General features: G+C 43.3%; 12 protein-coding genes. 11 read left to right on the forward strand and 1 reads right to left on the reverse strand.

What is annotated here, in order from left to right; translation table 11 throughout:
• The first annotated feature begins 174 nt into the window (after positions 1-174).
• From BM122_RS05790 to BM122_RS05815, 6 genes are all read left to right on the forward strand, one after another.
• Positions 175-1,710 (forward strand): ABC transporter permease, encoded by a 1,536-nt coding sequence (locus BM122_RS05790; RefSeq protein ID WP_074904421.1) that lies wholly within the window; start codon positions 175-177, stop codon positions 1,708-1,710.
• Positions 1,707-3,773 (forward strand): ABC transporter ATP-binding protein, encoded by a 2,067-nt coding sequence (locus BM122_RS05795; RefSeq protein ID WP_074904423.1) that lies wholly within the window; start codon positions 1,707-1,709, stop codon positions 3,771-3,773. Before BM122_RS05790 ends, BM122_RS05795 begins: the two co-directional genes overlap by 4 nt.
• A 29-nt stretch (positions 3,774-3,802) precedes the next feature.
• Complete coding sequence (locus tag BM122_RS05800) at positions 3,803-5,416, forward strand: peptide chain release factor 3 (protein WP_074904425.1); 1,614 nt, start codon at positions 3,803-3,805, stop codon at positions 5,414-5,416.
• Between the two features lie 222 nt (positions 5,417-5,638).
• Positions 5,639-6,103 (forward strand): hypothetical protein, encoded by a 465-nt coding sequence (locus tag BM122_RS05805; RefSeq protein ID WP_074904426.1) that lies wholly within the window; start codon positions 5,639-5,641, stop codon positions 6,101-6,103.
• Positions 6,104-6,175: 72 nt separating this feature from the next.
• On the forward strand, positions 6,176-6,583 hold the full coding sequence (locus tag BM122_RS05810) for a glycine zipper family protein (RefSeq protein WP_371264895.1): 408 nt from the start codon (positions 6,176-6,178) through the stop codon (positions 6,581-6,583).
• A 259-nt stretch (positions 6,584-6,842) separates the two neighbouring features.
• On the forward strand, positions 6,843-7,079 hold the full coding sequence (locus tag BM122_RS05815) for a thioredoxin family protein (protein WP_074904430.1): 237 nt from the start codon (positions 6,843-6,845) through the stop codon (positions 7,077-7,079).
• A 362-nt stretch (positions 7,080-7,441) separates the two neighbouring features.
• On the opposite strand, the gene BM122_RS05820 is transcribed toward BM122_RS05815, so the two are convergent.
• Positions 7,442-9,052: an NAD-dependent malic enzyme gene (locus BM122_RS05820; RefSeq protein ID WP_074904431.1), complete on the reverse strand. Its 1,611-nt coding sequence runs from the start codon at positions 9,050-9,052 to the stop codon at positions 7,442-7,444.
• 341 nt (positions 9,053-9,393) lie between these two features.
• Between BM122_RS05820 and BM122_RS05825 the strand changes: the two genes are divergently transcribed.
• The 5 genes from BM122_RS05825 to BM122_RS05845 all read left to right on the forward strand — a co-directional run.
• Positions 9,394-9,825 carry a group III truncated hemoglobin gene (locus BM122_RS05825; protein ID WP_074904433.1) on the forward strand — a complete coding sequence of 144 codons (432 nt, stop codon included), beginning with the start codon at positions 9,394-9,396 and terminating at the stop codon, positions 9,823-9,825.
• 74 nt (positions 9,826-9,899) lie between these two features.
• Positions 9,900-10,856: a bifunctional riboflavin kinase/FAD synthetase gene (locus BM122_RS05830; RefSeq protein ID WP_074904434.1), complete on the forward strand. Its 957-nt coding sequence runs from the start codon at positions 9,900-9,902 to the stop codon at positions 10,854-10,856.
• Between the two features lie 22 nt (positions 10,857-10,878).
• Positions 10,879-13,698 (forward strand): isoleucine--tRNA ligase, encoded by a 2,820-nt coding sequence (ileS, locus tag BM122_RS05835; protein WP_074904435.1) that lies wholly within the window; start codon positions 10,879-10,881, stop codon positions 13,696-13,698.
• A gap of 144 nt (positions 13,699-13,842) precedes the next feature.
• Positions 13,843-14,307, forward strand: a complete 465-nt coding sequence (gene lspA, locus BM122_RS05840) for a signal peptidase II (RefSeq protein ID WP_074904436.1) — start codon at positions 13,843-13,845, stop codon at positions 14,305-14,307.
• A 408-nt stretch (positions 14,308-14,715) separates the two neighbouring features.
• On the forward strand, positions 14,716-14,984 hold a 269-nt coding region (locus tag BM122_RS05845), incomplete at its 3' end, for an IS630 transposase-related protein (RefSeq protein ID WP_074906954.1).

The raw sequence follows: 14,984 nt of genomic DNA on the forward strand, positions 1-14,984 counted from the left end.
GAATAATTTGCAAATCTATACAAGACTCTATCTTATCAGCTCGAATATTTCCTGCCTTCTAACCTAACTTTCCTCTAGTAGAAATAGTTATGCCTGTAATATAAAACTTGCAAGTAAATTGGACTACAATATTTATTCCATTACTTTTGATAATCATAGCAAATTTAAATTATCATGCCCTTCGACCCGGTTATTCTTTGGACTGATGCGCTAGTTTATTCGCTCGCAGCTACTGTGATTGCTATTGGGTGGCGCATGCAGCGTCACACGCACTTGCTAACGCCATGGCGACGGGTAACCCATAGTGCAAGTGGTATGGCGGCCCTGACTGTTCTGTTTTTTTTTATTCTGATCGGACTGCTCGATACGATCCATTTCCGCCCCGCTTTAGATAAAGTCAGCGATAATTTGGGTGAAAAGGTCTACAGTGTAGAAGTATTGAGTCTTTTTGATATCATTGTGACGCCCTTACGTAATCGTGTGGAAAAAACTTATTCAGCGCCTCTTTCAGCCCATTTGTATACAAAAGAAACCGTGGAATTACCTGATGGCAGTCAAGCACGGGAGTTTACCAGACTGACATTCGGTGGTGCGCACCTAGAAGATCCGGAAGTTCAGAGGATAAGTGATATTACTGAGCGATCAATCAGAGGTGCGGCATGGGGATTATTGACCTGGAGTTTAATCGTGATTAGCTTGGGTATGCTATTGGCCAGGTGGCATAAGATAAATTTTCTACAAATGCACTCCAAAATTTGGAGTGGCGCTACTGAAACGCCCTGGTATGTCATCATGATTACGCTTGGGTTGGTACTCATTTTGCTAGGCATAGTGGTTGCCCTATCGACCCATTACCATGTGCTGGGTACCGACAAGGTAGGACAGGATGTGCTGTATCAATCGCTCAAGAGCATTCGCACTGGGCTCGTGATTGGCACATTGACCACACTCATCATGCTTCCTTTCGCTTTGTTATTAGGGATTGCTGCCGGTTACTTCCGTGGTTGGGTAGATGATATTATCCAGTATACCTACACGACATTAAGCTCGATTCCCAGTGTTCTACTCATTGCTGCCGCAGTTTTGATGATGCAGGTATACGTCGAAACCCACCCAGAAATGTTTGATACTATTTTAGCGCGCGCTGATCTACGCTTATTATTTCTTTGCATCATACTTGGGATCACTAGTTGGACAGGTTTGTGTCGGCTGTTGCGTGGAGAAACCCTGAAATTGCGTGAAATGGAATACATTCAGGCCGCACATGCATTTGCAGTTTCACATTGGCGGATTATCAGCCGGCATATTCTCCCCAACGTCATGCATATCGTCTTGATCGCTATCGTTATGGATTTCAGTAGCCTAGTGCTGGCAGAAGCTGTACTTTCCTATGTAGGGGTCGGCGTTGACCCTTCCATGATCAGCTTTGGTACCATGATCAATGCAGCCAGGCTAGAAATGGCGCGGGAACCAATAGTATGGTGGACACTGCTCGCAGCATTTGGATTCATGTTTGTACTCGTGCTAAGTATCAACCTTTTTGCTGATGCAGTTCAGAATGCATTTAATCCACGCATTAAAACATTATCAGAAAGAGCCAGCAGGTCATCTCATCGACTAGGTAAAATGTTGCAATCCAATCGGCCTCCATCCCGACCAGCTTCTGCTGATATCCCTCCCGAAGCAAAAGACAACAAAGTACACTCATGATGCCACTGCTGGAAATTGCGAAACTCAAAACAATTCTAAATACTGGTTCAGCACCCATACATGCAGTAGATGGGCTGGAATTAAAAATTTTTAAAGGCGAAACTTTCGCCTTACTGGGAGAATCCGGTTGCGGTAAATCCATGACGGCTCTTTCCATCATGCGCCTGTTACCGGAAGTAGCAGAAATTATGAAAGGTCATATCAAGCTCGACGGCAACGATTTACTGCTTTTACCAGAAACTGATATGCGGAAAGTGCGGGGTAAACGCATCAGCATGATTTTCCAGGAACCCATGCTCAGCCTGAATCCAGTCATGACCATTGCATCACAGATTGAAGAAGTATTGAAACAACACTTTAATTTGCATCACACTAACTCACAAAAACGTATCCTGGAGTTATTGCAACAAGTAGGCATCCCGGATGCCTCGCGCCGCATGACTGAATTCCCATTTCAGTTTTCTGGTGGAATGAAACAGCGCGTGATGATCGCCATGGCACTGGCTGGTGAACCTGAGCTACTTATTGCAGATGAACCTACTACTGCATTAGATGTCACGATTCAAGCCCAGGTACTTGATCTCATGCGCGATCTCCAGCAACGCACCCATATGGCGATCCTGCTGATAACCCATGACTTAGGCGTTGTTGCTGAAATAGCGCATCGTATCGCCGTTATGTATGCGGGAGAAATTATCGAGACTGCAACCTGTAAAGATTTTTTTCAGCAGCCTGCCCATCCTTATTCACAGAAATTATTTGCCGCTTTACCAAAAAGAACCAAGCGCAATCAAGGTCTCGCTGTGATAAGCGGAAATGTCCCTCTCCTGTCACAAGCATTTCAAGGCTGCCGTTTTGCAGAACGCTGTGATCATGCTTGGGAACTATGCCGTCAGACAGTACCCGAGTGGACCGAAATAATACCTGGCCATCGGGTTAAGTGTCACCTCTTCAGTAAAGAAAATAGATCTGAATACCAAGTTAATCTGACGGAAAAACAAACAGCTTCATCCGTTGAGGCTTATCACCCAACACATCATCAGGACTCAGCATTATTGAACGTCACTAATCTCAAAATTCATTTCCCTATCTCCCAAGGTCTATTAAAACATACTGTTGGATATGTTAAAGCTGTCGATGGTATTTCGCTTACGATTACTCCTGGGAAAACGCTTGCGCTAGTAGGCGAATCAGGCTGCGGCAAAACTACAGTAGGCAAAGGTATTTGCCTACTCATTCCAATTACAGAAGGAAGTGTGCAGTTTAATGGATCTGAGCTTACTAGATTAACACGTAATCAGCTGCGTAAGAAGCGAGCTGAATTTCAGATTATTTTTCAGGATCCCTACTCATCTCTTAATCCCAAAATGCGCATTGTTGATATTCTTGAAGAAGGGATGAATATATTGATTCCTGATCATCCTCACAGAATAAAACCTGAGCAACAGCTATCCTCATATCAAAAAGAAAATAAGATAGACGAACTCCTCCAGCGCGTGGGTTTGCCACCTGAAGCGAAATGGCGTTATCCACATGAATTTTCTGGCGGTCAGCGACAGCGGATAGCCATTGCTCGTGCTTTGGCGGTTAATCCTAAATTATTGATCTGTGATGAACCGACGAGCGCTCTGGATGTTTCCGTACAAGCACAAATCCTAAATTTACTCAGAACTTTACAGCAGAATTTAGGTCTTGCTTATTTGTTCATTACGCACAATATATCGGTAGTAGAATACCTGGCTGATGAAGTAGCCGTCATGTATCTGGGGAGAATTGTAGAAAGAGGTTATGTGGATGAGGTACTGAATACCCCTAAGCATCCTTACACACAAGCGCTTCTCTCGTCGGTGCCAGTGATCCAAGCAACATCCAAGCGCCCTAATTGCACTCACCTGAAAGGAGAATTACCTTCTCCTGCCAATACACCATCAGGTTGCTACTTTCACCCTCGTTGTCCTTATGTAATGCCAATTTGCCGGAAAATCTATCCGGAGAAAAGTACATTTAGCCAGACCCATAGTGCACATTGCTACCTTTATTCACAGAATCAGAATTCAGCTTAACCAAATAATAAAGTATTTAAGGATTTTCAATAATGATCGATCAAGAAGTAAAACGACGCCGCACATTCGCTATTATTTCTCACCCAGATGCAGGCAAGACAACATTAACTGAGAAATTGCTTATGTTTGCGGGAGCAATCCATATCGCGGGTAGTGTCAAGGCTCGTAAAGCAAGCCGTTATGCAACTTCTGACTGGATGGAGATCGAAAAACAACGGGGTATTTCGGTCGCAAGCTCGGTAATGCAAATGGAATATCGGGATCATGTCATCAATTTGCTTGATACCCCAGGGCACCAAGACTTCTCCGAAGACACCTATCGTGTGCTTACCGCGGTAGATGCTGCTTTAATGGTCATTGATGCTGCTAATGGTGTGGAAGCACAAACCCTGCGCCTATTGGAGGTATGTCGTGCGCGCAATACACCCATCCTCACTTTCATTAATAAAATGGATCGTGAAGTTCGTAATCCACTTGATTTAATCGATGAAATCGAGCGCACGCTCGATATGGCAACGATCCCCTTTACCTGGCCAATAGGAATGGGTAAACAATTTCATGGCGTATTTGACCTTCAACATCACTGCATGCGCGTGTTCCACCCAGGCGCTGATCGCGTTGAAAATGAAAATGAAATGATCATCAGTAATCTAGATGATCAAGCGATGATTGAGCGTTTTGGTGAAAGCTTCATTGAAGCACGTCAGGAAATTGATTTGATTCGTGGTGTATCTCCAGAATTCGATCGTGATGCCTTCCTTGCCGGGAAGCAAACACCAGTATTTTTCGGTTCAGCAATCAATAATTTTGGTGTACGTGAAATTCTTGATGCACTTATCGAACTAGCCCCTCCCCCTAAATCACGCAAATCCATTCAGCGTGAAGTTCCGCCCGTGGAACCTAAATTCTCTGGGGTCGTTTTCAAAATCCAGGCCAACATGAATCCTGCGCATCGCGATCGCATTGCATTTGTACGTATCTGCTCGGGAGAATTCAAACGCGGCATGAACCTCAAAATTGTCCGGAGCGGCAAAGAAGTACGTACGAATACAGTCGTTTCATTCTTATCGCAACGACGGGAACTGCTTGAAGTTGCGTATGCTGGTGATATTATCGGTATTCCTAATCATGGCACATTGCAACTAGGCGACACCCTTACTGAAGGAGAAACACTGCATTTCACTGGCCTTCCTTTTTTTGCACCCGAAATATTCCAGACAGTTGAAATTGCTGATCCAATGCGAAGCAAACAGCTCAAACTAGGCCTAACACAATTAGGTGAAGAAGGCGCGATCCAGGTTTTTCGCCCTCACATAGGCAGTAGCTTATTACTAGGAGCGGTGGGAAATTTGCAGTTTGAGGTCGTGACACATAGGCTGCAGCACGAATATGGGGTAGATGCTCGCATTGCTACTGCCAAATATCAATTAGCACGTTGGATTACTGCTAATGATCCTCAGGAACTGCAACGCTTCATCGATTCAAACGCACACCGAATTGCTTATGATGCGGTCGATGCGCCAACATTTCTTGCTTCATTCGCTGCGGAAATTAGTGTAGCGAAGGAGAATTGGCCTGCTATCAGCTTTCACAAGATGCGCGAACATGCGGGATTAGTATTTCAAACCCAGGCGGATCATTGAAAAAAATTAATCTTCTGACTACGCATTCTAATTATCACTTTCAAATCAACAAAAGTCTCAGAAATATACTATTCTTTTGAGTTTCAAATATATTTGCCATTTTTTTTAGTCTTTACAATGTCATGAAACTTTAATGAAGCCAATCCCTCCAATTTTGATCAAAATAAAAATAGCTTACTGGAGTAGAGCTAAGTTATTTATAGGGAAATAATGGAGATTTTCATGAGAAAAACCGGCTTTCTATACTTAACGACTGCTTTTTTGATAATGATATTGAATAAGGCGGCATGGGGATACAATGGTTATTACTATGGACAAGGTTTCTACTCTGATGGATATAGTTTTGGATTAGGATTAGGTTACGGTTCACCAGCGTTTGGCTACCCTTACTATTATGGTTATGGAGCTCCACGTTATGGGGGTTATTCTCCGTATTATTACAGACCTTATTATAGACCCTATTATTACGGCTCTTACTATGGAGGTTATACACCATTTTATTACCCTCCCATTTACGTTGTTCCAACAACACCCCCGGTTTATATTCAACAACCAAGCACTGTGCAACCTTCCCCATCTCCAGAAGCTAATTACTGGCATTATTGTGAAAACCCAGCAGGTTATTATCCTTATGTCAAGAAATGCCCAGGCGGGTGGATAAAAGTTCCTCCTCAGCCTCAAGAATAATTTAAAGAGCTATCCATGCAAAAGATTTTAAGATTCATTTATCTTTTACCAGCTCTTTTGTGCATCGCATGCGTGCAGATACCTAATGGTCCAAGCGTTATGGTTCTGCCAGGTGCAGATAAAAGTTTTGATCAATTCCGTAGCGATGATCATCTTTGCAAACAATATGCTAGCCAGCAAGACGGCAGCCAGGCTACCGGACAAGCTTCTATTGCCAGTGGAGTGGAAAGTGCAGCAGTGGGTAGCGCCCTTGGTGCAGCTGCAGGTGCAGCGATTGGAGGTGGACGTGGGGCGGCAATAGGTGCTGGCAGCGGCTTGCTGGCAGGGAGTTTAACTGGCAGCGAAGCAGCTCGAACCTCTAGAAATCTCAGTCAAGAGCGTTATGATATTACTTATATTCAGTGTATGTATGCAAATGGTCATCGTATTCCAGTAGCAGGCCAATTTTTGGATGAGTCTTACGTCAACCAGCCTTATTAATGCTGCTATTTCACCTGCGGCAAAAAATATTCCACTAATTGGCGATCCTCCTCTAATTCCATTTCCAAATCAAAACTAGCGTGAAGGCGAGCCGAAGACAATATCAATAATACGGCAAGGTGAAGCCGACAAAGTGAGTTTTGATTTAGAAATAGTATAACTAATTAAGATGGGAAAACAATCTTAATGAGCATTATCAATTATATGTTAGAATCCGAAAGCTATTGGAGTGATTAATAATAAAAGGAGTCTACTATATATGGCAGCGAAAGCTATTTTTTATCATGCAGGTTGCCCCGTATGCGTTGCAGCGGAACACGCTATGGTCGATGCAATTGATCGTTCAAAATATCAGGTTGAAGTTGTGCATCTAGGTACTGATAAATCTCGAATCGGCGAAGCGGAAGCTGCCGGGGTTAAATCAGTTCCAGCGCTTGTAATAGATGGCGCAGCGTTCCACATCAACTTTGGCGCTAGTATTGACGATCTGAAATAATACTCTCATCTTTATTAGTCTGATCGTTAATTTATTAGCACCCCCAGCGATGGGGGTTTTTATTTGGAGAAAACTTGGGGAATACTCAAGCAATTTAGTCCAAATTTAACATTCGCTATAAAATATAGGATAATCAAACAATTAAAACAAACTAATAATTTTTGTTATGAGCTTACTCTGATTTACAATATGGGTTGTATTAATAAATCCCCAACTCCATAATACTTTTGATCAGGACTGGAATACTTTTAAGATCGCGTAGTGCTACTATTATACAGTCGTTAAATCATAATGATTAATCATCAAACGCCTGATCAGCTCGTTCTACTGCTGCCTTCAAAATTCCAGAATAAGCTAAAAATTCAATAATTAGGTTCATACATAAGAGCACGAACATATGTCGTTAGATCTTCAGGAAGAGCGTCATCCGCAAGCCCTTCTTGCTGAGCTACTTGGCAAATTGCTACGGCAATACCATGAGAAACGCTACGAATACGGCTAAGTGATGGATAAATCGCACCCACCTCAATCTCCTCTGGTAAAACCATATTTGCGAGCACTCTGGCTGCAATCAAGAACATACTGTCTGTGATCAACCGCGCTCTACTAGCTATCACACCGAGTCCAACACCTGGAAAGATATAAGCATTATTCCCCTGAGCTGGTTTGAATAGTTTCTCGCCCAATCTGAAAGCCGGGAATGGACTACCGCTGGCAAAGATAGCCCGCCCGTCAGTCCATCGATAGGCTTCTTCAGCCGTGCACTCTGTGTGAGAAGTAGGATTAGACAATGCAATGATGACCGGTCGTTCATTGAATTGCGCCATCTTTCTGATAGTCGCCTCATTAAATGCGCCAGCCACACCCGTCGCTCCGATCAAAACGTCGGGCTGAATGCATTCGATCGCTTCCAGAAAATTTACTGAAGCATGATCATGAGCAAAAGATCGGATGCGTGGCTTAAAGTGCTCACGGCTTGATACCACTAACCCTTGCCTGTCCACAAACGAAATCCTTGATCTTGCAAACTCTTCACTAAGACCGGCTGCACAAAATGCTGGAATCATCAATTCAGCAATACCGGTCGCTGCTGAACCTGTCCCAAGTAACATAATTTTTAAATCAGTAAACCGTTTGCGCGTTATCTGGCAAGAAGTATAAATACCAGCAAGCGTGACGGCTGCGGTACCTTGAATATCATCATTAAAACAGCGCACCTGTTTTCGATAACGATCAAGAAGATCAAAAGCATTCTGACTTTGAAAATCTTCGAATTGAATTAGAGCATTGGGAAATTTTGTCTGAATGGCTTGGACAAACTCATCAATCAATGACAAATAAGCATGTTCTGTCAATCGTGGATGAGGGCAGCCCAAGTAAAGCAAATCTTCCCGTAATGTTTGATTATTCGTTCCAACATCGAGCATCACTGGCAAGCATTGTGTCGGATGAATACCTCCGCAGGCGACATACAAAGCGCTCTTGCCTATCGAGATTCCCATACCATTAGCGCCTAAATCGCCAAGTCCCAATACCCTCTCCCCATCAGTGATTACTATGATACGTACATCCGTTTCATACCAGTTATCAAGTATCGAGCTAATCTCGCCGCGGTCTTCCGGGGTAATATAAAAACCCTGTGGCTTTCTGTATATATGAGCAAATTGCTTACAAGCCTCACCTACAGTAGGAGTGTAAACTAGAGGCATGATCTCATCGAGATGATCGATCATAGTTCGGTAAAATAATCGTTGATTGCGCTCCAGTAAGCTATTCAGAAAAATATATTTTTCAATATCGCTATTTTTCCGTCGCAGATTACCTAACGCTCGTTCCTGTTGCGTTTTGATATCCGTTACCTTATAAGGTAGTAACCCTCGCAAGCCAAATTGATTCCGCTCTTCGCGTGAAAAAGCGGTTGATTTATTTTGAGCCGGATCATCCAATAACGACTTTCCTCGCAATAACTTCATCTCGATTGCCTTATTAAAAAATTCTCGGGTTAAAGCGTTTGAAATTGCTTTATGCTATTTTGTTATAATTATTCTGTTACAGTCATTTTCTACACATAATGATATTTTCAGCGAAAAACACATGATACTTTCCTTTAAATACTTTTGGATTAGTTGTTCTAATCTTAAGCCCTTAATTAGACAATCTATACTGTAACCGATAAACTAGCAGGAAAATTCAAAAAGAAACTATAGACTTATCATCACATGTATTACAGTATACGTCGAGACTAAAAGAATTAGTTTCGAACTGTTGCAAGATAATTTTTAATCAAAAATATAATTACAAAAATATAATTATTATGACAGCACATTCCATACCTACACCTCATCCGGATCTCTATACTGAAGAAGAAGTCTCACGGTTAGTTCATAATTTTTACGCGAAAGCGAGAAAAGATCCTGGTCTTGGGCCAATTTTTGAAGAGCACGTGATTGACTGGGACGCGCATTTCGTTCAAATGACTAATTTCTGGTCGGCGCAGTTGCGCGGTACTAGCCGCTTCCGAGGCGCTCCTATGCCTAAACATATTGCTCTTCCAGAACTCAATGCAGCTCTCTTTAAACAATGGTTGCGGCTATTTAAAGAAACTACACTTGAATTGGGCAACCCCTTATTGAAGCAACATGCAGATACGGTTGCTACTTTTATTGCAGGCAGATTATGGCTCGGTTATCAAATGAGTAATTTTCCAGATCAACAACCTACCGAGCTTTTTGCCGAAACGCATTGATTTAATTAAATAAGACAATCTTATTCGTTTGAAGCAATCGCTACGACATCTTTTCCATTAATCAACGTCATATCATGCAAGTTTGCCGAAGGGCTTCACCTAGATCGGAAGCACCGGTAGCATTGACCATAGGTAATTTTGATGGGGTGCATTTAGGTCATCAAGCCATGCTTGTACGTCTGAAACAAGTGGCTAATCAATTAAACACTGTTGCTTGTGTTATGACGTTTGAGCCTCATCCGCGTGAATTTCTTGCTCCGCAGCAAGCACCGACACGTCTTACCAGCTTACGTGAAAAATTGGAACTCTTAGCAGAATCAGGCATAGATCGTGTTCATATTTACCGTTTCAGCCATGATTTTGCAAAAATTGATGCAGAAGCTTTCATAACACGCATTCTTCAACAGGAACTCGCTGTTCGTTGGCTTCTGGTCGGAGAAGATTTTCGTTTCGGTGCTCAACGTGCTGGAAATGTTGAGATGCTAAAAACATTTTCTCAAAGATCGGGCAGTTTTGAAATGGAAATCATGCCCAACTTTAGTGTGAATGGCTTACACGTATCGAGTACCGCTATACGGCAAGCATTGTCTTGCGGCAATCTAGATCTTGCTAAACAATTATTAGGACGTCCTTACAGCATAAGCGGACGTGTCGTGAATGGTGATAAATTGGGAAAGCAAATTGGATTTCCCACAGCCAATATCCAGTTAAAACATAATCGCCCTCCTCTGATGGGTATTTTCGTCGTTGAAATCAGTAGTGAAGCCAACTCACCTTTTTCCGCAACGATGCGTGGTGTAGCAAGTCTGGGGATACGACCAACTACTCACGCAAAGAGTGAACCCATTTTAGAAGTTCATTTATTCGATTTTCATAAAGAGATTTATGGCTATCATTTACGCGTACATTTCCTGCATAAACTCAGAGATGAGGAAAAATATCCTGATTTAGATACACTCACCAGACAAATAGAACGAGATGTCGAGGATGCAAAAGACTATTTTTTAACGCAGGCAAACCTCGTTTCATAATAAAAAACCAGATCAACACTCCATGACTGACTACAAAAAAACACTCAATCTACCCGATACCCCTTTTCCGATGCGTGGTGATCTTGCCAAGCGGGAACCACATATACTCAAAGCTTGGCAAGAGAAACAGCTTTATCAGAAAATTCGCGCTGCTAGTCAAGATCGCCCTAAATTTATTCTGCACGATGGCCCACCCTATGCCAATGGAGATATCCATATCGGCCATGCCGTTAACAAAGTCCTCAAGGACATCATTATTAAAAGCAAAACACTGGCAGGATTTGATGCACCTTATGTTCCTGGCTGGGATTGCCATGGCTTACCCATTGAGCACCAGATCGAAAAAAAGCATGGCAAACACCTTCTACCTGATCAAATACGTGCACTCTGCCGTACATTTGCTCAAGAGCAGGTTGAACGACAAAAGGTTGATTTCATTCGGTTGGGTGTATTAGGAGATTGGGAGCATCCTTATCTCACCATGAATTACCATACCGAGGCGGGTATCATTCGAGCGCTCGGTAAGATTTATGAAAATGGCTATCTCTATCAAGGACAAAAGCCGGTTAATTGGTGTATTGATTGTGGCTCTGCGCTAGCCGAAGCAGAAGTTGATTATGAAAATAAAACTTCACCTGCAATTGATGTCGGCTTTGAAATCATTTGCAATGATGCGGCTAATCATCCGCTTGCTAAATCATTCGGCGTATTGATACCGCCCGATAAAAAAGCTTATGCTGTCATTTGGACCACTACTCCTTGGACATTGCCTGCCAATCAAGCCATTTGCGTGCATCCAGATTTTGATTATGAATTGATCGATACACCGCGCGGGTTCTTGATTTTGGCGACTGGGCTCAAGCAAACATGTTTAACGCGCTATCAATTCGAAGGTAAAACGCTTGCTACCTGCAAAGGACGTGACCTGGAGCATCTACCATTGCTCCATCCATTCGATGCGCGCACTGTAATCATCATTTGTGGCAAACATGTCACGCAGGAAGCTGGCACGGGCTTAGTTCATACTGCGCCCGCGCATGGCCTGGATGACTACTTCATTGGTCAGCAATATGGATTATCCAGCGACAGCCCTGTCGGTGGTGATGGCAAATTCAATAGTACGACGCCACTGGTGGGCGGTCTGTTCGTCTGGAAAGCCAACGATGTCATCATTGATGCTTTGAGAGCCAACCAATATTTGCTGCATAGTGAAAAAATAGAACATAGCTACCCACATTGCTGGCGGCACAAAACACCGATTATTTTTCGCTCAACACCGCAGTGGTTTATCGGCATGAATGTAACACAACGCACGAGCTCTTCCTCAACAGGAGCATCGTTGCGTGAACTCGCCAAGAAAGCCGTCGATGAAACTACTTTCTTTCCAGCGTGGGGTCGCGCACGCCTGGAAGCAATGATCAGAAATCGCCCGGATTGGTGTATTTCACGTCAGCGGAACTGGGGCGTTCCCATGACATTCTTCGTACACAAAGAAACGCATGCTTTGCATCCTCGCACGCCTGAATTATTGGAAATCGTCGCACAGGAAGTAGAAAAGCATGGCATTGGAGCATGGTTTAAACTTGACGCCGCAACGTTATTAGGTGATGAAGCCAAGGATTATCATAAATTGAGTGATACGCTGGATGTATGGTTTGATTCCGGTACCACACATGATACGGTACTGAGACATAATCCACAGCTCAATCATCCGGCTGATCTTTATCTAGAGGGCTCAGATCAGCATCGCGGTTGGTTCCAGTCCTCATTGCTGACAGGCTGTGCAATAGATGGCCGTGCCCCTTATCACGCTTTACTGACACACGGCTTCGTCGTGGATGGTCAGGGTCACAAAATGAGCAAATCCAAGGGGAATGTCATCGCGCCACAAAAAATTGCAGATACCCTAGGCGCGGATATTCTACGCCTGTGGGTGGCTTCGGCCGACTACTCGGGGGAATTATTCATTTCCGATGAAATTCTTAAGCGTACCGTTGAAACCTATCGGCGTATCCGTAACACCTTGCGCTTTTTGTTAGCTAATCTTGCTGATTTTGATTCGGCCACAGATAGCTTACCAATCGAAAACTGGCTAGAAATTGATCATTATATGCTAGCCTATACCGAGGCTTTACAAAACGAGTTGGCCGCACTCTACCAGCGTTACGAGTTTCACCAGATCGTACATACATTGCATAATTTCTGCTCAGAAGATTTAGGCGGATTTTATCTGGATATCCTAAAAGACCGATTATATACTACCGCGGTCAAGAGCGTGCCACGCCGCTCTGCGCAGAATACGCTGTATCATATTGCCCATAGCCTCGTACGCTTGTTCGCTCCGATTTTAAGTTTCACTGCTGAAGAAGTTTGGGAACAGCTGGCAACCTCAGTGGGAGATAGCGTGTTTTTACAGAGTTGGCATAGCTTTCCCGTATATTCGCAATCGCCAGCAGAAACAGACAGGCTCCTTCAGCGCTGGGAACGGCTGCGGCTACTACGATCGCAAGTGCAGAAAAAACTGGAAGAAGCACGGACACAAGGGACGATCGGCTCATCCTTGGCCGCTATGGTAATTATCCATGCAACCGAAGAAGATTTTGCACTACTCAGCTCACTTGGAAATGATTTACGCTTCGTCATGATCACTTCTGAAGTACAACTGAATCAAGCATCTAGCAACGAGAAAGAAAATATTACGGTGACAGCCAGCCCGTACGCGAAATGTGAACGCTGTTGGCATTATCGTCAAGATGTCGGTCACAATAAGGATCACCCTACTTTGTGTGATCGGTGCTTATCCAATCTTTTTGGGTCAGGAGAGCAACGACGTCATGCCTAATTCCAGTTCTCCTCATTCATACATGACGCGACGGCGAGCTCTCAACACTATCAATAATATCGCAAGGAGAAAACGACGAAGCAGGTTTGATTTAGAGCTGGAATAACTTCCTTAATCTTACTCGTTGATCATAACTTTCATCCAATGAAACTCTATTATAGTCTGGCAATTGCATTTGTCGTGTTAGCCCTGGATTTAGCCACCAAGTACTGGGCGGAATCCAGGTTGCTCTATGGTCAACCGATTCCGGTGACTTCTTTTTTTAATTTATCGCTCACTTATAACCCAGGCGCAGCCTTCAGTTTTCTGAGCGATGCTTCCGGCTGGCAACGCTGGCTCTTGAGTAGTATTGCACTGATTACTTCAATAGTGATCATCTTTCTATTGCATAAACACGCAACCAGTAAGCTGTTTTGTCTTGGCTTAAGTTTTGTATTAGGCGGTGCGCTTGGAAATTTATGGGATCGCATCACATTGGGACACGTCATTGATTTCCTTGATTTCTACATTGGCAGCTATCACTGGCCTGCATTTAATATTGCGGACTCGGCAATTTTTGTTGGAGCGGTATTACTCATTTATGATAGCTTCCAGTCTAAAAATCCATAGAAAAGATTAAAAGCAACATAGATGGTTTGACATATATGTTGATTGCCAACAAATTATTCCATTTCTAAATCAAAATTGACTGTGTCGGCTTCACCTTGCCGTATTATTTGTACTATCTGCGGCTCACCTTCGCGTCATTTTTTGATTTGAAAATGGAATTACTTCAGTCTCACTTTAGTTGCTCTAAATCTGTATGCATCATACACTCCTTAGTAAGCTCCTCAGAATCACGTTGACATTTCTTGTTTAGGTAGTACCTTTGACTAAATAAAATAAATTCGAGTAATTCTGACGATGCCTAATTTTAATTTTTAACATAAGGGCATCTCTAAAAATTTATATTTCATCACAATACGTTGTTGTTCGCAAAAAATGTTTCCTTATATAGCACAACCAGATAATTTAGAGATGGCATATTCACTGGATTTCCGCCGTAAAGTTCTGTCTGTCAGAGAGAAAAAAGGACTTACGATAGCCGAGGTGGCGGCCCGGTTTGAAGTTGGCGTGGCGAGCGTGACGCGTTGGGTTAAGAACATCCATCGTAAACCTCAAGGGTTTCGCCAACGCAAGATTGATCTTGAGGTGTTGCGGCAGGATATTCGCGATTATCCTGATGCTTATCAGTACGAGCGGGCAAAACGTTTGGGTGTGGCGCAAAACGCTATTTTTCTGGCGCT

The sequence above is a fragment of the Nitrosomonas communis genome (assembly GCF_900114745.1).
Classification (GTDB): domain Bacteria; phylum Pseudomonadota; class Gammaproteobacteria; order Burkholderiales; family Nitrosomonadaceae; genus Nitrosomonas; species Nitrosomonas communis_A.